Genomic DNA, 23,686 nt, shown 5'->3' with positions numbered 1-23,686 from the left:
GAGTGGGCACATGCCGACCACCGGAGACTCCGCCCGCACGACCCGCTACGACCGGCAGATCGGCCGCCGCGATCTGACCGAGTGGCGGTCGAAGCCGGGCCAGCGGCTCGCCTCGCGTCACAAGACCGTGGCGCAGAAGGTCGGCGCCCGGCGCGCGCTCGTCGCGACCCTCGCCGTCGGGGGCGGCATCGCGATCGCGGCGACGGCCGGGGCGGCCTACATCTACGACGGGGTGACGGGCCGGGACGGCATCGAGAGCCTCGACCGCCCGGCGCTCGAGCGGGCGAAGAAGCTCCGCTCGCCGTTCACCAACGGCGCGGCCGCCACCATCGCCCACGTCTTCGGCCCGATCGCCCTGCCGGCCCTCACCGTCGGCGCCGCCGCGGTCTTCGGCATCCGGGACCGTCACCCCAGCCCCGTCACGCTCGTCGTGGCGGCCGGCGCGGGTTCGCTCGCGATGACGGTCGTGGGCAAGAAGCTCATCAAGCGCAACCGGCCCGACCGTCACGAGGCCATCCCGCCCTACGAGAAGTCACCGTCGTTCCCGTCGGGGCACACCCTGAACACGACCACCATCCTCGGCGTGCTCGCCTACCTGCTGGCGCTCCGGCAGCGCGACCAGGCGCCGCAGGTCGCCATCGTCGGGGCCGCCGCCGGAACGGCCGGCGTCGTGGGGCTGTCGCGCGTGCTGCTCGGGGCGCACTGGTTCACCGACGTCGCCGTCGGGTGGGTCACCGGCATCGGGTGGCTCTCGTTGATCGTCACGAGTCACCGCCTCTACCTCAGCACCCAGGACGACGACGACGTCCACGAGTGACGACGCGTCCGACCGTCGTGACCTCGGACGGGATCGTGCGCCGTGCCTCCTGGTCCCCGGCCTCTGCCGGAGGGGCCGCACGTCACGCGCGGTCGTGCAGGGTGACCTGGTAGCCGTCGGGGTCGACGAAGGTGAAGGTGCGGCCGAAGGGGCCGTCGACGGGTGCGGTGGCGATCTCGACGCCGGCGGCGACCAGGGCGTCGTGGATGGCCTGGGCGTCGGGGGCGAGCAGCCACAGGCCGACGCCGCGACCGAGCGGGGCCGCGTCGAGGTCGACGCCGGGCAGCGGGCCGCGCACGGCGAAGGCGATCGGCGTCGTGGCGAAGACGACCGCGTGCGGCGGGCCGTCCTGCCGGGTGAGGCCGAGGTGTTCTTCGTAGAACGCGGCCGAGCGCTCGACGTCGCGGACCTGGAGGGAGATGAAGTCGGGACCGGTGGCGGTCATGGTGCGCCTGCTCTCGCGTCGGAGGTGAGTGTCAGTTAGCTGACATCTAGGAACCTATGTCAGACTACTGACATGAGTCAAGTCGGATCGGCGATCGACCTCGAGACCTCGGTGGGCTACCTGCTGAAAGAGGCGTCGAGCGCTCTGCGCGCCGCCATGGAGGCCGAGCTGCGTCCGCTCGGCATGACCATCACGCACTACTCGTGCCTCGAGCTGCTCGCGCAGCGGCCCGGGCTGTCGAACTCCGAGCTCGCCCGCGGGGCCTTCGTCACCCGTCAGTCGATGAACGTTCTGCTGCAGGCGCTCGAGCGTGACGGATTCGTGCGGCGAGCCGACCGGGCACCGACCGGCCGGGCGTTGCCGACCGAGCTGACGCCGGAGGGGCGACGTCAGCTGACGGTCGCCAGCGCCGCCGTCCGCGGAGTCGAGGACGAGATGACGGCGGGGCTCACGCCGGCCGCGCGTCGACAGGTGGCCGAGGCGCTGCGGGGGTTCGCCACGGCGCTGCGCTGACCGACGTGATCCGGGCTCGTCGCGTCGCGCCGCCGGTGTCGCGCCGGGTGCGGGTCAGGCGCTCTCGCGCCAGATGATCTCGGTCGGCAGCAGGACCCCGGTGCGCGTCCCGTCGGCCCCGCCGAGTTGGTCGAGTACCTGGCGGGCGGCCCGTCGGCCCAGCTCTTCGGCGGGCTGGCGCACGGTCGAGAGGGGCGGCGTGCAGCGCAGTGCCCAGGAGCTGTCGTCGAAGCCGACGATCCCGAGGTCGCCGGGCACCGAGATCCCGCGCCGGTGGAGGACGTCGAGGGCCCCGGCGGCGACGGCGTCCGACGCCGCGAAGACCCCGTCGACCCGGGGGTCCCGCGCGAGCAACTCGGTCATGCCGTCGACGCCGGCCGCGTAGCTGTAGAACGGGTTGCGCACCACGAGGTCCGGGTCGAAGAGGTCGCCGAGCGCGGCACGGAAACCTGCGAGGCGGTCCTCGCCCGAGTCACGGTCGAGCCCGGAGGCGAGCATGCCGACCCGGGTGCGTCCCGTCGAGACGAGTCGGCGCACGATCGCCTCGGCGGCGGCCTGGTTGTCGATGCCGATGAACGGGATGTCGGGAGCGTCGCTCGGGTGGCCGACGAACGAGGCCGCCAGTCCGAGCTCGGCGACGGCCTGAGAGATGGGGTCGCCCGTCCGGGCGGACAGGATGATCGCCCCGTCGACGAAGCCGCCGCGCAGGTACTCGACCACGCGGTCGCTGTCGCGCTGGGAGTCGATCATCAGCGTGACGAGTTGGTGGTCGGCCTGGGACAAAACGGAGTTGGTGCCGATCAGGATGTTGCCGATGTTCGGGTCGTCGAGCACGACCGAATGAGGCTCGTGGACGATCAGCGCGATCGCTCGTGACCGCTGGGTGACGAGGTTGCGCGCCGCCGCGTTGCGGACGTAGCCCACCTTGGCCACGGCGGCCTCGACGGCCTCGCGCGCCTGGTGCGAGACGTACGGTTCGTTGTTCAGCACGCGCGACACGGTGCCCCGGGAGATGCCGGCCTCGGCGGCCACGTCGTGGATCGTGGCACGCCGACGCGGAGATCTCGGACCGGGCATGTCGGTCACCCTAGCGGAGCCCGGGACGCTCGGGATCGTTCCCCGGAGGACGAAGGACGGACGGCCGGTTGGGTAACCGTACGATCACGGTCGGCCCCTCCGCTTTGACAAACCGGCGGCCGTGGGCTTAGCTCTGTGAACGTTCCCAGAAAGTGCTGCCCGATCCTTCGGGCCCCGTTCTGGGAACGATCACAGAAACCCTGTGAACCTTCGCCGTCGAAGGGCCTCCGGCCGTTCGTGAAGGACACCCGCCGAAGAAGCCGAGGCCCCGTGTGACCCAGACTGCTGCCGAGCCCGCCGTCGTCGCCCCGCCGTCCCCGCGTTCGGCCAGACCGCGGAAGCCGTTCCGGTACCGCAAGGCGATCGCGATCTTCATCGTCCCCTTCGCGGCGCTCTTCGCGGCGTTCTACCTGACGCCCATCCTCTACGCCGTCTTCCAGTCGCTGCAGAAGGTCGAACGCGAGGGCACGTTCGGCGCCCCGACCCAGGTCTTCGGCGGCCTCTCGCAGTACGCGTTGGTCTTCCAGAACACCGAGTTCTGGTCGTCCATCGGCCGGGTGCTGCTCTTCGGCGTCGTCCAGGTCCCGGTGATGCTGCTGCTCGCGCTGCTCTTCGCGCTGCTGCTCGACTCGCCCTTGCTGCGCGGCAAGCGGTTCTTCCGTCTCGCGTTCTTCGCGCCCTACGCCGTGCCGGGCGTCATCGCCGCGATCATGTGGGGCTACCTCTACTCGCCGAGCCTCTCGCCGTTCTCGGCCGTCACGTCGCGGGCCGGCCTCCTCGACGGCGGCACGGTGCTCTGGGCCGTGGCCAACGTCGTCACCTGGGTGTTCGTCGGCTACAACATGCTGATCATCTACTCGTCGCTCCTCGCGATCCCCACCGAGATCTACGAGGCGGCCCGCCTCGACGGGGCCTCGCAGTGGCGCATCGCCGTGGCGATCAAGATCCCGCTGGTCGTCCCGGCGATCGTGCTGACCGCCGTCTTCTCGGTCATCGGCACCCTGCAGCTGCTGACCGAACCCCTGGTCTTCCGCCAGTTCACGTCGACCATCTCGTCGACCTTCACGCCGAACATGCTCGTGTACTCGACGTCCTCGGTGCCCAACTTCAACCTCGCGGCGGCGTTCAGCGTCGTCCTCGCGGTCGCCACGTTCATCCTCTCGATCGGGTTCCTCCGGTTGACCCAGCGGAAGGCCGACCAGTGACCGTCGACGCTCCCATCCGTCCCGCCCAGTCCTTCGACGACGCGACGACCCCTGCACGTCGACGGGGCGGGGGGCCCCGTGAGAGCGTGATGTCGCGAACGGCCGCCATGGTCATCATGGGCGCCTTCACGCTGTACTTCCTCGTGCCGATCTTCTGGCTGCTGGTGTCGTCGACCAAGACGCTCGACAACTTCAACTCGAGCGCCGCCCTGTGGTTCTCGCCGACGTCGGCGCAGGACTTCGTCGGCAACGTCGGCCGGCTGTTCACGTACAACGACGGCATCTTCCCGCGGTGGATGCTCAACAGCATCGTCTACGCGACGGTCGCCGGCGCGCTCGGCACGATCCTCTCGGCGATGTGCGGCTACGCCCTGGCCAAGTACCGCTTCTGGGGTCGCGAGGCGCTGTTCAACATCTTCCTGGGCGGCGTGCTCGTGCCGGCGACGGCCCTGGCGCTGCCGCTGTTCCTGATCTTCAGCAAGGTCGAACTGACCGACACCTTCTGGGCGGTGTTCCTGCCCAGCATCGTGAGCCCGTTCGGCGTGTACCTCAGCCGCATCTACGCGGCGTCGAGCGTCCCCGACGAGATCGTCGAAGCCGCGCGCATCGACGGCTCGAGCGAACTGCGCACGTTCTTCACCGTGGCGATCCGGCTGATGTCGCCCGCCCTCGTGACGGTGTTCCTGTTCCAGTTCGTGGCGATCTGGAACAACTTCTTCCTGCCGCTCGTGATGCTGCGCTCGCAAGAGCTCTTCCCGGTGACCCTCGGCCTCTACACCTGGAACTCCAACGTGAGCCAGTACCCCGAGCTGCGAACCCTGGTGCTCGTCGGCGCACTGGTGTCGATCGTCCCCCTGCTCGTCGCCTTCCTCAGCCTGCAGCGCTTCTGGCGCAGCGGCCTCGGGTCCGGCGGCCTCAAGTAAGCGACCCGTCCTGCTCCACCGACCCGCACCTCCTCGACCTCCACTCCGCAAGGCAACGACGTCGTTCCCTCCCGTGGCCGGCTCTTCCCGGCTCCGCACCCCGATTGGAATCCAGATGAAGAAATCACGAGTCCTCACGATCGCGGCAGCCGCCGTGGTCTCGACCATCGCCCTCGCCGGTTGCAGCTCCGGCAGTGACGGGGGTTCCGGCTCCGCCGAGGCCGCCTCGTGCGAGCCCTCCGACGGCAAGGTCACCCTCAACTTCACGACATGGGTGCCGAACATGGACAAGGTCGTCGCGCTCTGGAACGAGGAGAACCCCGACATCCAGGTCAAGGTCTCGATCGTGCCGAACGGCAACAGCGGCACGTACCAGAACTTCTTCAACCAGCTGCAGGCCGGCAACGCTCCCGACATCGGGCAGGTCGAGTACGACACGCTGCCCGCGTTCCGCGTGCAGGGCGGTCTGGCGAACATCGCCTCGTGCGACGGCGTCTCGGACGCGAAGGCCGACTACGCCGACGGCCTCTGGAACCAGGTCACCTTCGGCGAAGCCGACTCGGTCTACGCGATCCCGCAGGACTCGGGCCCCATGGCGCTGTACTACCGCAAGGACCTCTTCGAGCAGGCCGGCCTCGACGTCCCCACCACGTGGGAGCAGTACGCCGAGGACGCGGTGAAGATCAAGGAGCTGGGCGGCAGCATCACGAACTTCGCCAAGGGTGACGTGAACCAGTTCGCCGGTCTGGTCTCGCAGGCCGGCGGCCAGTGGTTCGACACCGCGGACGGCACCTGGAAGGTCGACATGGGTGACGAGGCCTCGACGAAGGTCGCCGACTACTGGCAGGACCTCATCTCGAAGGACCTCGTCACGACCCTGCCGAGCTTCACCGACGAGTGGAACAACGCCTACAACACCGACCAGGACTGGACCTGGGTCTCCGCCGTCTGGGGTGCCAACACCATCTCGAGCGGTGCCCCCGACACGTCAGGCAAGTGGGCCGTCGCGCCCATGCCGCAGTGGAAGGACGGCGAGTCCGCGTCGGCCGCCTGGGGCGGGTCGTCGAACGTCGTCTTCAAGGGCAGCGAGCACCCCGCCGAGGCGTCGAAGTTCCTCGTGTGGTTGAACACCTCGACCGAGTCGCTCGAGGCGCTGAACAAGGAGGCCAACCTCTACCCGGCCTCCACGACCGGCGCCGACCTGCCGGCCCTGACCTCGGGCGTCGAGTTCTACGGCGACCAGGCCATCTACGAGGACTTCGCGAAGGCCGCCGAGAACATCCAGCCCTTCACGTGGGGCCCGACGATGACGCAGACCTACAGCGACATCTCGGACGGCTTCGGGGCTGCCGCCTCGGGTGACGGCACCCTCCTCGACGCCCTGAAGTCGGGCCAGGAGAAGACCGTGGCCGCGATGAAGGCCCAGTCGATCACCGTCGAGTAGCGACGATTCGAGGAGGCGCGGTGTCGGTGATCCCGGCACCGCGCCTCCTTCGCGTCCGGGCGGGGGCACCCGTCACGCCGTGCCCCTTGCGGTGTCGCCCATCAGGCTGCGCCCGAGCGACACCGTGCCCGCGTCGTCCGCGTAGTGGCCGTAGGCCGCGATCGGTCGGTAGCCCGCCGACTCGTAGAGGCGGATCGCGGTGTCGTGGGCCACGTTGGTCTCGATCACCATCTCGGTGACGCCGGCGTCCGCGGCCGACCGTTCGAGCCAGTGCAACACGAGCCGGGACAACCCCTGCCCGCGTCGGTCGGGCCGCACGTACATCCGCTTCAGCTCGGCGCGGCCGTCGGGCAGCAGGCGCCAGGCTCCGAGAGCCACGGGTTCGCCGGTCTCGTAGGCCACGGCGAACGTGCCCCTCGGCAGCTCGAACTCGGAGCGGTCGATCGGGCTGTCGTCGCGCCCGCCGTAGATCTCGACGTACAGCTCTTGCAGTCCCTCGACGAGCAGCTGCACGTCGGGGTGGTCGTAGGGGCGGGGTTCGATGCTCGTCGCGGGCGCCGGAGTGGTCACCCGACCATCTTCGCCGATCGTCGGAGATCGGGCTCGGTCCGGCGCGGCCCGGGTGGACTCGGCCCGGCTCGGGTCGGTTCGCCCCGGTGCGTCAGCCCGCGTCGCGCCCGGTCACCCGGTCGAGCCCGGACGAGGAGGCGCGGCGCGCGTCCCCCAGGTCGCATCCGAGGGCCACGAGCACGCGGGCAACCAACTCGACGGTCCACTCGCGGGTCACGAGCTCGGGACTCGACCACCAGGTGTGCAGCCCGCCGAGGAGGCTGCCGCCGACAAGGGACAGTGCCAGGTCGACGTCCACCTCGGCGAACGACCCCGCGGCCTGCCCGGCCTGGACGAGCGCCCGTGCCTGCGGCACCAGCGCCGCCTCGGCGTCGAGCAGGCGCAGCCCGTTGCGCGCGACGACGACCGCCACCGACGGGTCGCTCTCGGCGAGGTCGAGGATCACGTGCATGGCGATCGCGGCCGTCGTCACGGTCGGGTCGTCCGGCCGGCCGAGTGCGGCCATCCGGTCGGTCTGGGTGTTCATCACGCTCTGCACGGCCTCGTCGAACAGCTCGTCCTTGCCGGCGAAGTGGTTGTAGAACGTGCCGAGGCCGACGTCCGCCAGCTGCGTGATCTCGGCGACGGGGACGGTGGCGTAGTCGGCCCGCCGCAGCAGGACGACGCCGGCCTCGATCAGCTTGCGACGCGTGTCGCGGGTGCGGCGGGACGTCCTCGAGGGGGCGCCCCGCGCCTCCTCGTCGTCCGTTCTCACAGCGGCCCCTCACGTCTCCGGCGGGTTGTCTGGTTACATTCTGACATGACTGACGAAATCGTCAGTGCTGACGAATGCTTTTCAGGAGGAACGATGCCCGACGTCTCGATCACCCCTGCCCGCCCGGACCAGCTCGACGCGGCTGCCGCCGTGCTCGCCGAGGGGTTTCGCGACGACCCCGTCATGCAGGGGTTCGTCCCTCGGGGGCCGCGACGGCACGCCCGCCTGGTCGAGCTCTTCGCGGCGATGATGCGGTCGATCCCCTCGACCCGTCGCGCGGTCGACGTGGCCGTCGTCGACGGTGACGTCGTGGGGGCGGCGGTCTGGGAGGCGCCGCGCACCCGGGCGTCGTCGGCGATGCGCCTGCCGGTCTCGTGGGAGGAGCTCGGGCAGCTGCCCCGATACCTGCGCGCACTCGGCCTCGGCGGGCTCGTGCCGGCCGCCCGGCGCCAGGCGTCGCTGGCGGCACCACGCCCACGCCTGCCGCACTGGTACCTCGGCGAGATCGCGGTCGGGGACGCGGCCCGAGGGCTCGGAGTCGGCACCTCGTTGATCGAGCACCGCCTCGCCGCCGTGGACGAGGCGGGCGACGCCGCGTACCTCGAGTCGTCGACCGAGCGGAACCGGGCGCTCTACCGTCGGATGGGCTTCGTCGAGCTGGGGCCGATCCGCGGGCTGCCGGGGGCGACGCCCGCCGCGATGTGGCGCCCGGCCCGGGGGGCGGCCGGGCCTGCGTGAGTCCCGGTCCCCGGGCTGTCGGGGGTCGCACCACCGATGTGGCGTCGAACCACCCACCAGCGTGGTTCGACGCCGCGACGGTGGTGCGACCTCGGCGGCGCCGGCGGTCTTGCGACCGCCGCGTTCGTGAGTCGCCGTGTGACGAGGCTGCTGGTGCATCGGCCGCGCCGGGAGGATCGTGTCGGCATGGTGAACGCGACGACAGCCCCGGCTTCGGCACCGGCCCGGCCCTCGGCACCCGCCGAGCAGCACCTCGCCCGCCTCCGCCGCGAGCGCTCGAGCATCAAGTGGACGCGCTTCGCCGACGACGTGTTGCCGCTCTTCGTCGCCGAGATGGACTACGACCTCGCCGAGCCGATCGTCGACGAGCTCGTCCGACGGGTGCGCGCCTCGGACGTCGGCTACCTCGACGGCCCCGGGCCCCTCGCGCCCGCCTTCGCCCGGTTCGCCCTCGACCGGTGGGGCTGGTGCGTCGACGAGTCCCGGGTGCACATCGCGACCGACGTCAGCGTCGGCATCGTCGAGACCCTGCGCCTCGCCGTGCCCCGCGGGGGACGCGTCGTCGTGACGCCCCCGGTCTACCCGCCGTTCTTCGAGCTCGTCGAAGAGGCCGGGGCCGAGGTCGTGTGCGTGCCGCTGCTGGTGCCGGGGGAGTCCGTCGGTGACGCGACCCACGCCTCCTCGGGGTCGCCGGCAGTAGCCGGTGACGGACGGGCCGGTGACGGACGGGCCCGCGACGGACGGGCCGGAGACGGACGGGCCCGCACCGGACGCGCCGGCCTCGACCGCGCGGGCCTCGACCGCGCGGGCCTCGACCTGGACGGTCTCGAGCGGGCCTTCGCCTCGGGCGTCGACGCGGTGCTGCTCTGCAACCCGCACAACCCGCTCGGCATCGTCCACGACGCGGCGGCGCTCGCCGAGGTGGCACGTCTCGCCGCACGGTACGACGTGCTCGTCGTGAGCGACGAGGTGCACGCACCGCTGACGCACCCCGGCGTCGCCTTCACGCCGTTCTCACCCGTCGCGGAGGCGCAGGGTGCGCGGTCGGTCACGGTCACCTCGGCGAGCAAGGGCTGGAACCTCGCGGGGGCGAAGTGCTCGCTGGTGGTCGCGGGCGACGACCGGACGGCCGTGCTGCTCGACGGCCTCGTCGAGGAGGTCGCCTGTCGCACGAGCATCCTCGGCCTGCACGCCAACGTCGTCGCGTTCGGCTGTACCGACTGGCTCGACGACGCCGTCGCCCGTATCGTCGCGAACGACGCCCTGCTGGCCTCCCTTCTCGCCGAGCACCTGTCCGGCGTCACGTACCACCGCCCGGCGGCCGGCTACCTCGCCTGGCTCGACCTCCGCCCGCTCGGGCTCGGCGACGACCCCGCGGCCGTCCTGCTCGCCGAGGCCCGGGTCGCCCTGAACGCTGGCCACACCTACGGACCAGGAGGCGCCGGTCACGCCCGCCTGAACCTCGCGTGCGACCCCGGGGTGCTGGTCGAGGCCGTGCGACGCATCGCTGCCCTCGTGGCCTCCCGCGCCTGAGCGGCCTGCCGCGCCGGCCCGCCGCGCCGGCTACCGCTGCGCCCTCCGGCTGTGCCTGCCCGGGAACAAGGGGCTACTCGCACCTCGAACGGGCAGAAGGTGCTGCCCCTCGTGCTAGGGACGACACCTTCTGCCCATTCGACGATGCAACGGCGACACTCCTCATCANCCCGCCACGACATGAACACCCCGCCACGAGAAAACGTGGCGGGGTGTTCATCTCGTGGCGGGATGGGCCGGCGTCGGGCCAGGACCCGCGCCCCGGCTACACGGCGGCGGGCACCGCCGCCACGCGCTCGCGCGCCGCGCGGGTCGCGGCCACGAGGTTCTCCAGCGCCGCGACGGTCTCGGCGTAGCCGCGCGTCTTGAGGCCGCAGTCCGGGTTCACCCAGAGCTGGCGCACCGGCAACGCGTCAAGGGCCGTGCTCAGCAGCTCGGACACCTCGTCCACGCTCGGCACGCGCGGCGAGTGGATGTCGTAGACGCCCGGCCCGACGCCGCGCGAGAAGCCGCCGTCGCGCACCTCGGCCACGACCTCCATGCGCGAGCGCGCGGCCTCGATCGAGGTGACGTCGGCGTCGAGCGCGTCGATCGCCTCGATGACGATGCCGAACTCCGAGTAACAAAGGTGCGTGTGGATCTGCGTGCGCGGGGCCACGCCGGCCGTCGCGAGCCGGAACGACCCCACCGACCAGTCGAGGTACGCCGCCTGGTCCGCGGTCTTGAGCGGCAGCAACTCGCGCAGCGCCGGCTCGTCGACCTGCACGAGGGGGATGCCCGCCGCTTCGAGGTCGGCGATCTCGTCGCGCAGCGCGAGCGCCACCTGGTCGGCGGTCTCGCCGAGTGGTTGGTCGTCGCGGACGAACGACCACGCGAGGATCGTCACCGGCCCGGTCAGCATGCCCTTGACGGGCTTGGCCGTCAGCGACTGCGTGAAGCTCGACCACTCGACCGTGAACGGCGCCGGACGAGACACGTCGCCCCAGAGGATCGACGGCCGCGTCGCCCGAGAGCCGTACGACTGCACCCAGCCGTGGCGCGTCACGGCGAACCCGTCGAGGTTCTCGGCGAAGTACTGCACCATGTCGTTGCGCTCGGGCTCGCCGTGCACCAGCACGTCGAGGCCGATCTCCTCTTGCAGCGCGACCACGCGGCGGATCTCGTCCCGCAAGAACTCGCGGTAGGCGGCGTCGTCGATCTCGCCGCGGGCGCGCCGGGCCCGGGCGACGCGGATGTCGCCGGTCTGGGGGAACGACCCGATCGTCGTGGTCGGGAGGGCGGGCAGCGAGAGGGCGGCCTCCTGTTCGGCGACCCGCGCCTCCTCGTCCCCGCGGACGCGGTCCGCCGGCGTGAGGGCCGCGGCCCGACGGCGCACGGCCCCGTCGCGGACGCCCGGTGCCGCGAGGCGGTCGGCGAGGGCCGAGGAGGCGCGGGTCAGCTCGTCGAGGACGGCCTCGCGTCCCGCGGTCAGCCCCGTCGCGAGCACGGCCACCTGCCCGACCTTCTGGTCGGCGAAGGCGAGCCAGCTGCGCAGCCGGGCGTCGAGCTGCTGCTCGACCTCGACGTCGTGGGGCACGTGGAAGAGGTTGGTGGAGGTGCCGGCCGACACCGTCGGCGACACCGAGCGCAGCGACTCGAGCGACTCGAGCGCGGCGGCCAGGTCGCCGCGCCAGACGTTGTGGCCGTCGACGACGCCGCCGACCAGCACCTTGTCGGTCGTGACCCCGGTCGGCACCGAGCCCTTCACGAGGTCGAGCGCGATGCCGTCGACGGGTGCGTCGAGCAGCACGGGCAGGGCCTCGCCGAGGTCGCCGTAGGGTGCGGCGACGAGGATCGCCAGCGGACGGTCGGCGCCGAGCGACGCGTAGGCCGACGCCGCCGCGGCCCGCACGGTCGCCGCGTCGACGTCGAGCGACTCGCTGACCAGGGCGGGTTCGTCGAGCTGCACCCACTCGGCCCCGGCCTCGGCCAGGCGGGCGAGCAGCTCGCGGTAGACGGGCACCAGCTCGGCCAGGCGGTCGAGCGGCACGAAGCCCTCGGGCGCGTTGCCGTCGGGCTTGGCGAGGGCGAGCAGCGTGACCGGGCCGACGACCACCGGGCGGGTGCGGTACCCGGCCGCGCGCGCCTCCTCGACCTCGCGCACCAGGCGGTCGCTCGCGAGACGGAAGCTCGTCGACGGCCCGATCTCGGGCACCAGGTAGTGGTAGTTCGTGTCGAACCACTTCGTCATCTCGAGCGGGGCGCGCTCGGCGTCACCGCGGGCGAGCGTGAAGTAGCCGTCGAGGTCGAGGTGCCCGTCGGCGTCGACGAGGTCGGCGAAGCGGGTGGGCACGGCGCCGACGGTCACGGCCGCGTCGAGCACCTGGTCGTAGTACGAGAACGACTCGGGCACCGACGAGTCGTCACGGCCGAGGCCCAGCTCGACCAGGCGGGCACGCGTCGTCGCACGCAGCGACGCGGCCGTCGCCTCGAGCTCGTCGACGGTCGTGTCACCGCGCCAGTGCGACTCGACGGCGCGCTTCAGCTCGCGGTCCGCGCCGATGCGCGGGTAGCCCAGGACGGTGCCGGCGGGGAAGGAGGGAGTGCTCATGCGGACGGTTCTCTCTGTGCGGTGGTGCGGAACGGTGGGTTGATCGGCGGTCGGTCGGGAGGCGCGGCGCGGCTCAGGACGACGGAGGCGACGCCGTCTCGAGGACGGGCGTCGCCTGGGGGAGGGTGCTGACGGGGCTGGTGGGCGCCGGGGTCGACGGCACACAGGCCGTCTGCACCGGGGTCGACGGCACGCAGTGGTCGAGGAGCCCGCAGCCGCGGAGCACGGCGAGCGGCGCCTCGTGTCGGTTGAACGTGTAGAGGTGCAGGCCGGGGGCGCCGCCGGCGAGCAGGCGGCGACCGAGGTGGACGGCGTGGTCGACGCCGACGACGGTCGGCTGGTCGGCGGTCTCGAGGCGGCGCAGCAGGTCGGCGGGCAGCGTCTCGCCGGTCAGCTCGACGATGCGTCGCAGCTGGCTCGCGCCGAGGATCGGCATGAGCCCCGGCAGGATGCGCATCGTCACGCCGGCCTCGCGCGCCCGGTCGACGAAGCCGAGGTAGTCGTCGGCCTCGAAGAAGAGCTGCGTGATGGCGAGCGTCGCCCCGGCCGCCTGCTTGGCGAGCAGGGTGTCGATGTCTTGCCGGCTCGACCGCGACCGGGGGTGCCCGTTCGGGAACGCCGCGACCGCGACGGTCGTCTTCGGCCCGCTGCTGAGGCGCGAGGCGAACGGGTTGCCGGGCACGGCGTTCTCGACGAACGGCACGCGCTCGGCCTGCACCCGGTGGATCAGCTGCACCAGCTCGCCGGCGCTGCCCAGGTCGCCGAGGAACACGTCGTCCTCGGTCAGGCCGGCCGGCGGGTCGCCGCGGAGCGCGAGGAACGCCGTGACCCCCGCGTCGAGGAACTCGCGGATCAGCCGCGACGCCTCGGAGTACGACGAACCCACGCAGGTCAGGTGCGCCATCGCCTGCACGTCGGTGTCGCGCAGCACCTCGGTCAGCACGGCCAGCGACTCGGCCCGCGACGACCCCGACGCGCCGTAGGTCACCGAGATGAACTCGGGCCCGGTGGAGGCCAGCTGACGCAGCGACGCGTGCAGGGCGTCGGCGCTCGCCGGGGTGCGGGGCGGGTACATCTCGAAGGAGAAGGTCGGCATCGTGGTCACTCCTCGTCGTGCTCGGTGCGGGGCTCTGCTCGGGGTGCCGGCCGTCCGTCGTCGGCCGGGTGGCAGTGACATTACGAGCGGCCCGCCCGCACGTCGAGGCCTGTGACGCCCCGTGTCGTCCGGTGACGCCGGGTGTCCGCCGCGCCTCCTCGATGTCGGCGCTCCGACAGGTCGGAGCGCCGGACACCAGGAGGCGCGGGTCAGCCGAACAGGTTGGCGCGCGTCCCGCCCGGGGCGAGTTCGTCGCGCAGCACGCCGCGGCGTCGCAGCACGGGGACGAGGTCGTCGAGCATGCGGTGCAGCGTCACGGGGTGCAGGTCGCCCGAGAAGAGGAGCCCGTCGTTGTCGCCGTCGTCGCCCAGCTCTTCGACGAAGTCGGCGAACTCGTCGGCGGTGCCCACGAACCCGGCTCGGTCGGCGACGAGCCCCTTGCGCGCCTTGCGGGTGAGCAGCTCGCGCAGCGGCGCGTCGTCGGTGCCGCCGTAGAAGCCGGCGATGCTGCCATGCGACACGTGCTCGCCGAACACCCCGCGGTCGACCGGGCGGTCGAGGTCGAGCCCGGTCAGGTCGGTCTCGAGGTCGCTCGACCAGCCGAGGGCGACCTGCGCGAGCACCTCGTCGGCCGGGTGGCGCGAGGCCTCGACGACGCGTGACGCCTCGTCGACGCTCGAGACGATCTCGGGCTTGACGACGAACAGGACGCGCAGGTCGTCCGGGCCGCGGCCGTGCTCGGTCGCGGCGGCCAGCACCTTCGCCCGGTAGTCGAGCACGGCCTGCGCCTGCAGCGGCGCGAGCGCGAGCTGCACGTCGGACTGTGTGCCCGCGAACGCCAGCCCCCGCGCCGACCCGCCGGGCGAGACCACGAGCGGGTCGCCGTGCTCGAACGGGATCGCGTTGAGCGGCCCGTCGACCGCGAAGTGCTCGCCCCGGTGCCGGAACGCGTCGATCTTCGTGCCGTCCGCGTACCGCCCGGTGGCCGGGTCGGCGACCAGGGCCCCCTCGCCCCAGCTGTGCCAGAGGCGACGGACGACGGCCATCCACTCGTCCGCCCGGTCGTACGCGGCGTCGTGACCCAGCGGCTCGAGGCCGACGTGTCGGGCGCTGCCGACGTCGGTCACGAGGTTGATGCCGAAGCGGTCCGAGCTGAGGTGTGCCAGCGTCGCCGCCTGGCGGGCCGCGAGGTACGGGGGAGTGATGCCCGCGTTCACGGTCGGCGCCAGCCCGATGCGCGACGTGGCCGCGAAGAGGTACGGAGCGAGCAGCAGCGGGTCGTGCTTCGGCCCGCCGTAGGCACTGCGCACGCGCAGGTCGAGGGTGTCGGGCGAGCCGAGCGAGACGGCGTCCTCCATCACGATCAGCTCGAAGCCGGCCTGCTCGAGCTCGCGGGCCGACTGCTGATAGAGCTCGGGTCGCGTCCAGTCGTGGTTCCACTCGCGGTACGGGTGGCCCCAGCCCTGCGGCCCGAAGCCGCGCGAGAAGAACCAGCCGAGGTGCTGACGGCGAGCCACGTCAGGCGTCCACGGGCTGGCGGGAGGTGCGGCTGCCGGCGTCGACCCCGTCGGCGTCGACCGCGTCGGCGCCGGGCTGGTCGGCGCCCGCCTCGGCGGCGGCCCCGTGCTCGGAACCGAGGAGGCGCGCTCGGCGACCCGCGCCTCCTGCGTCCGTCGTCCGTGCCGCGGCCTGTTCGCGGACCGCGGCAAGCCCGCGCTCGAGGTCGCGCAGCAGGTCGCCGAGGTCTTCGATGCCGATCGACAGGCGCAGCAGGCCGGGCCAGATGCCGGCCGCGTCGCGCTCGGCCGGGGTGCGACCCGCGTGCGTGGTCGAGGCCGGGTGCAGCACGAGCGAGCGGACGTCACCGAGGTGCGTCATGCGGCTGAACAGCTCGACGGCGTCGACGAAGGCCGCAGCGTCCGCCTCGCCGCCCGCCAGGGTGAACGAGAACACCGAGCCCTGGCCGCGCGGCAGCTGACGCTGCGCCAGGGCGTACGACGGGCTCGACTCGAGCCCGGAGTAGTCGACGCTCGACACCTCGGGGCGCGCCTCGAGCCAGCGCGCGATCGCGAGGGCGTTGCTCGAGTGCCGTTCGACGCGCAGCGAGAGGGTCTCGACCCCTTGACGCAACAGGAAGGCGTTGAGCGGCGAAGGCGTCGGGCCGAAGCGCGAGACCACGATCTCTCGGGTGTACGAGACGAACGCCCGCCGGCCGAGCCGCTCCGCCCAGCTGCAGCCGCCGAACGAGCGCTCTGGCTGGTTCAGGTGCGGGAACAGCTCGGGTCGGGCCGACCAGTCGAAGGTGCCGGCGTCGACGACGACCCCACCGAGCGCCGTGCCGTGACCGGCCAGGAACTTGCTCGTCGAGTGCACGACGACGTCGGCCCCGAACTCGATCGGCCGCAGCAGGTAGGGCGTCGCGAGCGTGTTGTCGACGACGAGCGGCAGGCCGTGGCGGTGCGCGACCTCGGCCAGGCCGGCGACGTCGAGCAGGTCGTTCTTCGGGTTGGGGATGGGTTCGCCGAACAGGACTCGCGTGTCGGGGCCGATGCGGCGCTCCCACTCGGCGAGGTCGGTGGCGTCGTCGACGAAGTCCACGCCGATGCCCAGACGGCCGAAGTTCTGCAGCAGCAGGCCGCGGTTGCCCTCGTAGATGCTGCGCGACGAGAGCACGCGGTCGCCGGCCTGGACGATGCCGAGCAGGGCCGAGGTCGTGGCCGCCTGACCGCTCGCGACGAGGATCGCCTCGGCCCCGCCCTCGAGGTCGGCGAGCCGACGCTCGACCTCGTCGGTGGTCGGGTTGCCGTTACGGGTGTAGAGGTAGCCCTCGTCGTCGCCCGCGAAGCGCTCGCGGGCGTGCTCGAAGCTGTCGAAGACGAAGCCCGCGCTGAGGTGGACCGGCGTGACCCGGGCGCCGTGCGCGGCCTCGGGCGAGGCGCCGGCGTGCACCTGGCGCGTGGTGAAGCCGGCGGGCTCGTGCTGCGTCGGCGTGGGCGGCGTCGGTGCGGGCGGCGTCGGCTCGGGCTGCGTCGGCTCGTGCGGTGCGGTGTGGGTCACGGGTGCCTCCTCGTCGCGGGTCGATGCCGCGGTGCGGTGCAGCCTGCCACCGACGACGCGGGGCGACCAAGGACCGTGACGCCCGGTTACCGCGCCCGGCGCGAGCCTGCAGCGGACTCGACCCGCGCCTCCGGCGTTCGTCTCGTCCCCAGGGCGGGCCGCGGCGGGGTCGCCCAGACGGGGCATGTATCTTCATGTCGAGAGATCTCTGCGCGAGTAGCGTAGGGGCACGACCGAGCACACGCATGCCCGACAACGAGGGAGCACCTGCCGCATGGCGAAGATCATCTACACGCTCACGGACGAGGCGCCGATGCTGGCGACCTACTCGTTCTTGCCCATCATCCAGGCCTACGCCAAGACCGCGGGGGTCGACGTCGAGACCCGCGACATCTCGCTGGCCGGCCGCATCGTCAGCCAGTTCCCCGAGCGTCTCACCGACGAGCAGCGCCAGGGCGACGCCCTGGCCGAGCTGGGGGCCCTGGCGAAGACGCCCGAGGCCAACATCATCAAGCTGCCGAACATCTCGGCGTCGATGCCGCAGCTCAAGGCCGCGGTGAAAGAACTGCAGTCGCAGGGCTACGACCTGCCCGACTACCCCGACTCGCCCTCGACCGACGCCGAGCGCGACGTCAAGGCCCGCTACGACAAGGTCAAGGGCAGCGCGGTCAACCCCGTGCTGCGCGAGGGCAACAGCGACCGGCGCGCACCGCTCTCGGTCAAGAACTACGCCCGCAAGCACCCGCACCGCATGGGTGCCTGGACGGCCGACTCGAAGACGAACGTCGCCACGATGGGCGTCGACGACTTCCGGTCGAACGAGAAGACCGTGGTCGTCCCGGCCGACGACACCCTGCGCATCGAGTTCGTCGGCACCGACGGCGAGACCCAGGTGCTGCGCGAGTCGATCCCCGTGCTGGCCGGCGAGGTCGTCGACGGCACCGTGCTGCACGTCGCCGCGCTGCACGAGTTCCTGGCCGCACAGATCGAGCGCGCCGAGGCCGAGGGCGTGCTGTTCTCGGTGCACCTCAAGGCGACGATGATGAAGATAAGCGACCCCATCTTGTTCGGCCACGTCATCCGCGCGTTCTTCCCGCGGGTGTTCGAGCAGTACGGCGCCGACCTGCGGGCCGCCGGGCTCGACCCGGCCAACGGCCTCAACGGCATCCTGCAGGGCCTCGCGGCACTGCCGAACGGCGACGAGATCAGGGCCGCGTTCGACCAGGGCATCGCCGACGGGCCCGACCTGGCCATGGTCGACTCCGACAAGGGCGTCACCAATCTGCACGTGCCGAGCGACGTCATCGTCGACGCCTCGATGCCCGCGATGATCCGCACCTCGGGTCACATGTGGGGCCCCGACGGCGACGAGCACGACACCCTCGCGGTGATCCCCGACTCGAGCTACGCCGGCATCTACCAGGCCGTGCTCGACGACTGCCGCGCGAACGGCGCGTTCGACCCCGCCACCATGGGCTCGGTGCCGAACGTCGGCCTGATGGCCCAGGCCGCCGAAGAGTACGGCTCGCACGACAAGACCTTCGAGGTGCCCGCCGACGGCACCGTCCGCGTGGTGAACCAGGCGGGCGAGACGCTGATCGAGCACGAGGTCGCCACGGGCGACATCTGGCGCGCCTGCCAGACGAAAGACGTCCCGATCCGCGACTGGGTCAAGCTCGCCGTCACCCGCGCCCGGGCCAGCCAGACGCCCGCCGTGTTCTGGCTGGACGAGACCCGCGCCCACGACGCGACCCTGATCGGCCTCGTGCGCACCTACCTCGCCGAGCACGACACCGACGGCCTGCAGATCGAGATCCTGTCGCCGGTCGACGCGATGGCGTTCTCGCTCGAGCGCATCCGCCGCGGCGACGACACCATCTCGGTCACGGGCAACGTGCTGCGCGACTACCTCACCGACCTGTTCCCGATCATGGAGCTCGGCACCTCGGCCAAGATGCTCTCGGTCGTCCCGCTGATCAACGGTGGTGGCCTGTTCGAGACCGGCGCCGGCGGCTCGGCCCCGAAGCACGTCTCGCAGCTCGTCGAGCAGGACTACCTGCGGTGGGACAGCCTCGGTGAGTTCCTCGCGCTGGCCGTCAGCTTCGAGCACCTGGCGACCTCGACCGGCAACGCCCGCGCGCAGATCCTCGCCGACACGCTCGACCGCGCCACCGGCACCTTCCTCGACGAGAACAAGTCGCCGGGCCGCAAGCTCGGCTCGATCGACAACCGCGGCAGCCACTTCTACCTGGCCAAGTACTGGGCCGACGAGCTCGCCACGCAGACCGACGACGCCGAGCTGGCCGCCGCCTTCTCGGGCCTCGCCACCACCCTCGGCGAGTCCGAAGAGGCCATCGTCGCCGAGCTGATCGAGCCCCAGGGCACGGCGGTCGACATCGGGGGCTACTACCACCCCGACGCCGCCAAGACCGAGGCCGTGATGCGCCCGTCGCACACGCTGAACGAGGCGCTCGCGACGCTGTAGGCGACCCTCTCGAGAACAGGAGGCGCGGTGCCGGTCGGCACCGCGCCTCCTGTCGTCCGTCCGTCCGGTCGTCGGTCGTCGGTCGTCGGTCGTCGAGTCGTCGAGTGGTCGAGTCGTTGAGTGGTCGAGCAGTCGAGGGGGTCGAGTGGTCGAGCGGTCGAGTGGTCCCGAATCGTCCTTCGTGGCGTCGCCGAGGACGATTCGGGACCACTCGACCAACTGGTAGGGCTTCAGGCGGACGGGGCGTGAGGCGGACGGGGCGTGAGGCGGACGGGGCGTCAGGGGTGCAGGGCGCGACGGGCGGTGGCGCGGACGGCGTCGGAGACGGCGTCGAGCAGGGGGGACGCGAGGGTCCAGCGTTGCCAGAAAAGCGGCACGTCGACCGGGTCGGCGGGGGCCAGCTCGACGAGGCGACCGGCCGCGAGCTCGGGGGTGGCCTGGGCCTCGGGCAGCATGCCCCAGCCGAGGCCGAGCACGACGGCCCGGGCGAAGTCGGCCGACGCGGGCACGTGGTGCCGGGGCGAGAGCGGCTCGCGGCCGGTGAGCCGACGCACGAAGTCGTGCTGCAGGTCGTCGGTGCGGTCGAAGACGACCATCGGGGCGCGATCGAGCGGCTCGAGGTCGGGGCTGCCGGGTGCGCGTGGCGAACGCGTCGTGCCCGCCTCGTCGAGACTGACGGGGTCTCCGTCCAGCCACCGCTCGACGAACCCCGGGCTGGCGACGGCTCGGTAGCGCATGACGCCGAGCGGCTCCGAGCTGCACCCCTGGACGGCCTCGCGGGTGGCGGTGACCGCGGCGAGCACGTCGCCCGACCGCAGCAGTTCGGCCGTGTGCTGCTGGTCGGCCCGGCGCAGGTCGAAGACGACGGGCACGCTCGGCGGCACGCAGGCCAGCGCCTCGAGGAACCAGGTCGCCGTCGAGTCGGCGTTGACCGCGATCGGCAGCGTCGTCGGCACGGGGTCGTCCGACCCGTCGCCGTCGGCACGGTGCGCGGGGTCGCCGCCCAGCCGGGCGAGCGCATCCGAGGCGAGCAGGTCGACCTGCCGGGCGTGACGCAGCAGCACGTCGCCGGCCTCGGTCGTGGTGACCGGCGTCGTGCGGCGCAGCAGCACCCGCCCCGCCGAGCGTTCGAGTTGCTTGACGCGTTGCGACACCGCCGACTGCGTCACGTGCAGGCGTCGCGCGGCCGCCTCGAACGTGCCCTCGTCGACGATCGTCCGGAGCGTGTCGAGCTGGTCGAGCGGAAACCGGGTCATGAGCAGAGCTTATGCAGCATCACGAACATGAGTTGGACCGATGCCCCGAGCCGGCTCTAACGTGACGTCATGACCTTCGCGACCGTGCTGCCCGCCGTCCTGTTCGGGTTCGGCACGAGCCTCGCCCTGATCGTCGCGATCGGCGCCCAGAACGCCTACGTGCTGCGCGTCGGGCTACGGGCGGTCACGCGCGTCGTCGTCCCGGTCGTCGTGGTGTGCGCGGTCAGCGACGCGGTGCTCATCAGCGCGGGGGTGGCCGGCGTCGGAGCACTCGTCGAGGCGGCGCCGCAGGCCGTCGTCGTCGTGCAGCTCGTCGGCGCCGGGTTCTTGCTGGTCTACGGTGCGTTCGCCGCGAAGCGGGCCATCCGACCGGTGGGGGCCCTGACCGTCGACGTCGCGCCGACGCCGGCGCTCGTGGGCACGCCCGCAGGAGGCGCGGTGTCGGCCGACGGCGCCGCGCGCGCCCCGCAGGCGCGCGCCTCAGAAGCACCTGCTGCGTCACCGCCCGCACCGGCTGCGGCTGCGTCACAGCCCGCACCGGCCGCGGCTGCGACATCGCCCGCTCCGGCCGTCGCCCCCGCCCGGGTCGTCCCCGCCGTCCTCGCGGCCCTGGCCTTCACGTGGCTGAACCCGCACACCTACCTCGACACGATCGTCTTCCTCGGGTCGGTCGCGAACCACCAGCCGCCCGAGCTGCGCTGGTGGTTCGCGGGCGGCGCGATCGCGGGCAGCCTCGTGTGGTTCTCGGCGCTGGGGTTCGGCGCGCGCCTCCTGCGTCCGGTGTTCGCGAGGCCCGCCGCCTGGCGGGTGCTCGACGCGGTGATCGCCGTGGTGATGGTCGCCCTCGGGCTCAGGCTGCTGTTCGGTCTGTGACGGCTGGTCGCGCCGCCCTCAGACCGGGCGTTCGGCGATCGCGCGCTGCCAGCGGACGAGCATGACCCGCGCGTAGTGCACGGCCGACACGTAGTGGAAGACCAGCCCGACCAGGAAGACCAGGTAGCCGACGCCGATCACGGCGGTCCACTCGGGGCCGCCGAGGGCGACGCCGAGCAGCAGCACGGCGAGGCCGACGAAGCAGAGCCCGGTCCGCAGTCGTCCGGCCCACCACACCGGGACGGCCGGGTCGCCGCGGAACGCCACCACGGCGCCGACGGCGAGCAGCACGTCGGGCACCATCAGCAGCACGGCTTCCTGCCAGCCGAAGACGTCCGCCGCCGCGAAGGCCACGGCCACGACGACGACGGTCAGCCGGTCGGTCACCGGGTCGAGCCACGACCCCAGCACCGAGACCGAGTCGGTGCGCCGCGCCACGAAGCCGTCGAGCCAGTCGGTCGCGAACACGACGGCGATGACGGCCAGGGCCGCCCACCACAGCTCGGCGAGCAGCAGGCCGGCGAAGACCGGCAGCAGCAGGAGGCGCGCGGCCGTGATCGCGTTGGGCACGGTCCGCCACTCGTCCACCTCGAAGAGGCGGTGACGCAGGGCTGCGAGCCGACGGGACGACAGGTGCTCGGCCACGAACTCGCCCGAGGCGGTCGCCCCCGCCACCACCGGGTCGGCCACGGCGTGCCCGGCCGCGTGGACGGCCGACGCGACGGGCCCTCGGTCGCCGGCCCGCGCCTCCTCGTCCGTCGTGTCGAGGGACGACCCGTCGCGGGACGCCGCGTCGGCTCGCGCGGTGGCGTCGTCGGCCGCGACGGTCTCGTCGACGGCGCCGGTCGACGCGCCCGGGGCCAGGGCGGTCTCGGCGGCGGCAGCCCGTCGACGGCGCACGAGCCGCACGACGAAGACGATCGCGACGACGACGGCCGCGCCGATCAACGCCCAGGACGAGAACGTGCCGAGGTACTGCTGCGCCGCCTCGAGCGACGATCGCAGCAGGAACCCGATGCCGACGTAGACCGCCGCCCAGGTCAGCGCCCCGCCGAACGACGCGGGCAGGAACGACCGGTAGGGCACGTTCGCGACCCCGGCCGCCGCAGGGGTCAGGGTGCGGACGACCGGCACGAGACGGGTGAGGAACACCGCGGCGGCACCCCGGCGTTCGAGCACGGCGACCGCGCGGTCCCAGCTGTCGACGCCGATCTTGCGGATGATGCGGGTGTCGCGGAACCCGGTGCCGAACCGGCGGCCGAGCAGGTAGCCGACGTGGTCGCCGAGCGAGCCGCCGACCGCCACGCACACGAAGAACGCGACCGCGGGCCCCGGGCTGTCGAAGGTCGCCGCGAGCAGCAGCACGATGGTCTCGCCCGGCACGAACACGCCGAGGCCGAGGCCGGACTCGGTGAACGAGAAGAGGGCACCCAACGCCCAGACGAGCGGGGTCGGCAGCGTCGAGCCGATGTCGGTGATCCACCCGATGATGTCCATCCCGCCAGGCTAGGGGAGCGGGACGAGCAGGCGCATCGTCCGGGGGACGGGGCGGGGTCGTCCGGTGTGCGGGGTGGCGTGGTCCCGGGGGAGGGGCCGGGGTGGTCCCGGGGGATGGGTCGCATGGTCACGGGGGAGGGGTGGCGCGGTCCGGAGGTGGGGCGGGGCCGGGCTGGGCCGGGGTGTGGCGGGTGCGGGGCGGTCGCGGGTCGGTAGGGTCTCGGCATGGTCAGCTTCGCCGACAAGCCCGTGCTCGACGTGACTGTCGAGCAGTGGCGCGAGTACCTCGAGGGTGACCCCGATGCGGGCGGGGTGCGGCTGAAGCTGCGCAAGGTGCGCTCGACTGCGCCGGGCATGACGTGGTCCGAGGCGCTCGACGAGGCCCTCTGCCACGGGTGGATCGACGGTCAGGGCAGCCGGCTCGACGACGATTACATGCTGACCGCGTTCCAGCCGCGGCGGAAGGCCAGCCCGTGGTCGCAGGTCAACCGCGAGCACGTCGCCCGCCTGGTCGCCGAGGGGCGCATGACCCCGGCGGGGCAGGCCGAGGTCGACCGGGCCAAGGCCGACGGTCGCTGGGACGCCGCCTACCGGCAGAAGGACGCCGTGCCGCCCGACGACCTGCAGGCCGCCCTCGACGCCGACCCGGCCGCGGCCGCGCACTTCGCGTCGCTGACCAAGACCGAGCGGTTCCGGGTGTACTTCCGGCTGGCGGCGTTAAGGCGACCCGAGACCCGGGCGGCGCGCATCCGCGACGTGGTCGCCGCTGCGGCCCGGGGCGAGCAGCACTACCGCTGAGCCGCGCCGTGCCGC

20 protein-coding genes are annotated in these 23,686 nt (G+C 72.4%); 10 read left to right on the top strand and 10 right to left on the bottom strand.

Features of this window, described 5'->3' with window-relative positions; all coding sequences use genetic code 11:
• The first annotated feature begins 10 nt into the window (after positions 1–10).
• Positions 11–817, top strand: coding sequence for a phosphatase PAP2 family protein (locus ASG05_RS07045; protein ID WP_056259342.1), 807 nt, complete (start codon positions 11–13; stop codon positions 815–817).
• 82 nt (positions 818–899) lie between these two features.
• On the opposite strand, the gene ASG05_RS07040 is transcribed toward ASG05_RS07045, so the two are convergent.
• Positions 900–1,262, bottom strand: coding sequence for a VOC family protein (locus ASG05_RS07040; protein ID WP_043593504.1), 363 nt, complete (start codon positions 1,260–1,262; stop codon positions 900–902).
• A gap of 72 nt (positions 1,263–1,334) precedes the next feature.
• Between ASG05_RS07040 and ASG05_RS07035 the strand changes: the two genes are divergently transcribed.
• Positions 1,335–1,775, top strand: a complete 441-nt coding sequence (locus ASG05_RS07035) for a MarR family winged helix-turn-helix transcriptional regulator (protein WP_056259340.1) — start codon at positions 1,335–1,337, stop codon at positions 1,773–1,775.
• Positions 1,776–1,829: 54 nt separating this feature from the next.
• Here the strand turns inward: ASG05_RS07035 and ASG05_RS07030 are convergent, their stop codons facing one another.
• Positions 1,830–2,852 (bottom strand): LacI family DNA-binding transcriptional regulator, encoded by a 1,023-nt coding sequence (locus ASG05_RS07030; protein ID WP_056260701.1) that lies wholly within the window; start codon positions 2,850–2,852, stop codon positions 1,830–1,832.
• A gap of 272 nt (positions 2,853–3,124) precedes the next feature.
• On the opposite strand from ASG05_RS07030, the gene ASG05_RS07025 reads away from it, so the two are divergent.
• From ASG05_RS07025 to ASG05_RS07015, 3 genes are all read left to right on the top strand, one after another.
• Positions 3,125–4,057, top strand: a complete 933-nt coding sequence (locus ASG05_RS07025) for a carbohydrate ABC transporter permease (protein WP_056259338.1) — start codon at positions 3,125–3,127, stop codon at positions 4,055–4,057.
• Between the two features lie 89 nt (positions 4,058–4,146).
• Positions 4,147–4,980: a carbohydrate ABC transporter permease gene (locus ASG05_RS07020; RefSeq protein ID WP_043596471.1), complete on the top strand. Its 834-nt coding sequence runs from the start codon at positions 4,147–4,149 to the stop codon at positions 4,978–4,980.
• A 115-nt stretch (positions 4,981–5,095) separates the two neighbouring features.
• Positions 5,096–6,424, top strand: a complete 1,329-nt coding sequence (locus tag ASG05_RS07015; RefSeq protein ID WP_056259335.1) for an ABC transporter substrate-binding protein — start codon at positions 5,096–5,098, stop codon at positions 6,422–6,424.
• A gap of 72 nt (positions 6,425–6,496) precedes the next feature.
• Here ASG05_RS07015 and ASG05_RS07010 read toward each other — a convergent pair whose 3' ends face one another.
• Together ASG05_RS07010 and ASG05_RS07005 are read right to left on the bottom strand one after the other, a co-directional pair.
• Positions 6,497–6,994, bottom strand: a complete 498-nt coding sequence (locus ASG05_RS07010) for a GNAT family N-acetyltransferase (protein WP_071256445.1) — start codon at positions 6,992–6,994, stop codon at positions 6,497–6,499.
• A 91-nt stretch (positions 6,995–7,085) separates the two neighbouring features.
• Positions 7,086–7,748: a TetR/AcrR family transcriptional regulator gene (locus tag ASG05_RS07005; protein ID WP_056259334.1), complete on the bottom strand. Its 663-nt coding sequence runs from the start codon at positions 7,746–7,748 to the stop codon at positions 7,086–7,088.
• A 45-nt stretch (positions 7,749–7,793) separates the two neighbouring features.
• Here ASG05_RS07005 and ASG05_RS07000 point away from each other — a divergent pair, with 45 nt between their 5' ends.
• Both ASG05_RS07000 and ASG05_RS16840 read left to right on the top strand, forming a co-directional pair.
• Positions 7,794–8,486 (top strand): N-acetyltransferase, encoded by a 693-nt coding sequence (locus ASG05_RS07000; protein ID WP_235491434.1) that lies wholly within the window; start codon positions 7,794–7,796, stop codon positions 8,484–8,486.
• 186 nt (positions 8,487–8,672) lie between these two features.
• Positions 8,673–10,019 carry a MalY/PatB family protein gene (locus ASG05_RS16840; RefSeq protein WP_056259330.1) on the top strand — a complete coding sequence of 449 codons (1,347 nt, stop codon included), beginning with the start codon at positions 8,673–8,675 and terminating at the stop codon, positions 10,017–10,019.
• 265 nt (positions 10,020–10,284) lie between these two features.
• On the opposite strand, the gene metE is transcribed toward ASG05_RS16840, so the two are convergent.
• From metE to ASG05_RS06975, 4 genes are all read right to left on the bottom strand, one after another.
• On the bottom strand, positions 10,285–12,609 hold the full coding sequence (metE, locus tag ASG05_RS06990) for a 5-methyltetrahydropteroyltriglutamate--homocysteine S-methyltransferase (protein WP_056259328.1): 2,325 nt from the start codon (positions 12,607–12,609) through the stop codon (positions 10,285–10,287).
• Positions 12,610–12,682: 73 nt separating this feature from the next.
• Positions 12,683–13,705: a methylenetetrahydrofolate reductase gene (locus ASG05_RS06985; RefSeq protein WP_082486676.1), complete on the bottom strand. Its 1,023-nt coding sequence runs from the start codon at positions 13,703–13,705 to the stop codon at positions 12,683–12,685.
• A 209-nt stretch (positions 13,706–13,914) separates the two neighbouring features.
• Positions 13,915–15,222 carry an LLM class flavin-dependent oxidoreductase gene (locus ASG05_RS06980; protein WP_056259326.1) on the bottom strand — a complete coding sequence of 436 codons (1,308 nt, stop codon included), beginning with the start codon at positions 15,220–15,222 and terminating at the stop codon, positions 13,915–13,917.
• A 1-nt stretch (position 15,223) separates the two neighbouring features.
• Positions 15,224–16,762 carry an O-acetylhomoserine aminocarboxypropyltransferase/cysteine synthase family protein gene (locus ASG05_RS06975; RefSeq protein WP_255354546.1) on the bottom strand — a complete coding sequence of 513 codons (1,539 nt, stop codon included), beginning with the start codon at positions 16,760–16,762 and terminating at the stop codon, positions 15,224–15,226.
• Positions 16,763–17,036: 274 nt separating this feature from the next.
• On the opposite strand from ASG05_RS06975, the gene ASG05_RS06970 reads away from it, so the two are divergent.
• Positions 17,037–19,247: an NADP-dependent isocitrate dehydrogenase gene (locus tag ASG05_RS06970; protein WP_056259322.1), complete on the top strand. Its 2,211-nt coding sequence runs from the start codon at positions 17,037–17,039 to the stop codon at positions 19,245–19,247.
• 278 nt (positions 19,248–19,525) lie between these two features.
• On the opposite strand, the gene ASG05_RS06965 is transcribed toward ASG05_RS06970, so the two are convergent.
• A complete protein-coding gene (locus tag ASG05_RS06965; protein WP_056259321.1) occupies positions 19,526–20,503 on the bottom strand; it encodes a LysR family transcriptional regulator ArgP in 978 nt (325 codons plus the stop codon).
• A 69-nt stretch (positions 20,504–20,572) separates the two neighbouring features.
• Here ASG05_RS06965 and ASG05_RS06960 point away from each other — a divergent pair, with 69 nt between their 5' ends.
• A complete protein-coding gene (locus ASG05_RS06960) occupies positions 20,573–21,376 on the top strand; it encodes a LysE/ArgO family amino acid transporter (RefSeq protein ID WP_056259320.1) in 804 nt (267 codons plus the stop codon).
• Positions 21,377–21,394: 18 nt separating this feature from the next.
• On the opposite strand, the gene ASG05_RS16585 is transcribed toward ASG05_RS06960, so the two are convergent.
• Positions 21,395–22,873 carry a CDP-alcohol phosphatidyltransferase family protein gene (locus ASG05_RS16585; protein ID WP_162240638.1) on the bottom strand — a complete coding sequence of 493 codons (1,479 nt, stop codon included), beginning with the start codon at positions 22,871–22,873 and terminating at the stop codon, positions 21,395–21,397.
• Positions 22,874–23,098: 225 nt separating this feature from the next.
• Between ASG05_RS16585 and ASG05_RS06950 the strand changes: the two genes are divergently transcribed.
• Positions 23,099–23,671, top strand: a complete 573-nt coding sequence (locus ASG05_RS06950; RefSeq protein ID WP_056259318.1) for a YdeI family protein — start codon at positions 23,099–23,101, stop codon at positions 23,669–23,671.
• Positions 23,672–23,686: the final 15 nt, after the last annotated feature.

Origin of the sequence: Frigoribacterium sp. Leaf186 (assembly GCF_001423905.1) — a bacterium.
Lineage (GTDB): Bacteria > Actinomycetota > Actinomycetes > Actinomycetales > Microbacteriaceae > Frigoribacterium.
This window is presented reverse-complemented; position numbering and strand designations above follow the sequence as displayed.

Bases quoted from the DNA above. Each gene is read 5' to 3' on its own strand.
- ASG05_RS07000 (WP_235491434.1), top strand. From the start codon at position 7,794: ATGACTGACGAAATCGTCAGTGCTGACGAATGCTTTTCAGGAGGAACG.
- ASG05_RS06970 (WP_056259322.1), top strand. From the start codon at position 17,037: ATGGCGAAGATCATCTACACGCTCACGGACGAGGCGCCGATGCTGGCG.
- ASG05_RS16840 (WP_056259330.1), top strand. From the start codon at position 8,673: ATGGTGAACGCGACGACAGCCCCGGCTTCGGCACCGGCCCGGCCCTCG.
- ASG05_RS06960 (WP_056259320.1), top strand. From the start codon at position 20,573: ATGACCTTCGCGACCGTGCTGCCCGCCGTCCTGTTCGGGTTCGGCACG.
- ASG05_RS06965 (WP_056259321.1), bottom strand. From the start codon at position 20,503: ATGACCCGGTTTCCGCTCGACCAGCTCGACACGCTCCGGACGATCGTC.
- ASG05_RS07020 (WP_043596471.1), top strand. From the start codon at position 4,147: ATGTCGCGAACGGCCGCCATGGTCATCATGGGCGCCTTCACGCTGTAC.
- ASG05_RS07040 (WP_043593504.1), bottom strand. From the start codon at position 1,262: ATGACCGCCACCGGTCCCGACTTCATCTCCCTCCAGGTCCGCGACGTC.
- ASG05_RS06950 (WP_056259318.1), top strand. From the start codon at position 23,099: ATGGTCAGCTTCGCCGACAAGCCCGTGCTCGACGTGACTGTCGAGCAG.
- ASG05_RS16585 (WP_162240638.1), bottom strand. From the start codon at position 22,873: ATGGACATCATCGGGTGGATCACCGACATCGGCTCGACGCTGCCGACC.
- ASG05_RS06985 (WP_082486676.1), bottom strand. From the start codon at position 13,705: ATGCCGACCTTCTCCTTCGAGATGTACCCGCCCCGCACCCCGGCGAGC.
- ASG05_RS07030 (WP_056260701.1), bottom strand. From the start codon at position 2,852: ATGCCCGGTCCGAGATCTCCGCGTCGGCGTGCCACGATCCACGACGTG.
- ASG05_RS07015 (WP_056259335.1), top strand. From the start codon at position 5,096: ATGAAGAAATCACGAGTCCTCACGATCGCGGCAGCCGCCGTGGTCTCG.
- ASG05_RS07045 (WP_056259342.1), top strand. From the start codon at position 11: ATGCCGACCACCGGAGACTCCGCCCGCACGACCCGCTACGACCGGCAG.
- ASG05_RS07035 (WP_056259340.1), top strand. From the start codon at position 1,335: ATGAGTCAAGTCGGATCGGCGATCGACCTCGAGACCTCGGTGGGCTAC.
- metE (WP_056259328.1), bottom strand. From the start codon at position 12,609: ATGAGCACTCCCTCCTTCCCCGCCGGCACCGTCCTGGGCTACCCGCGC.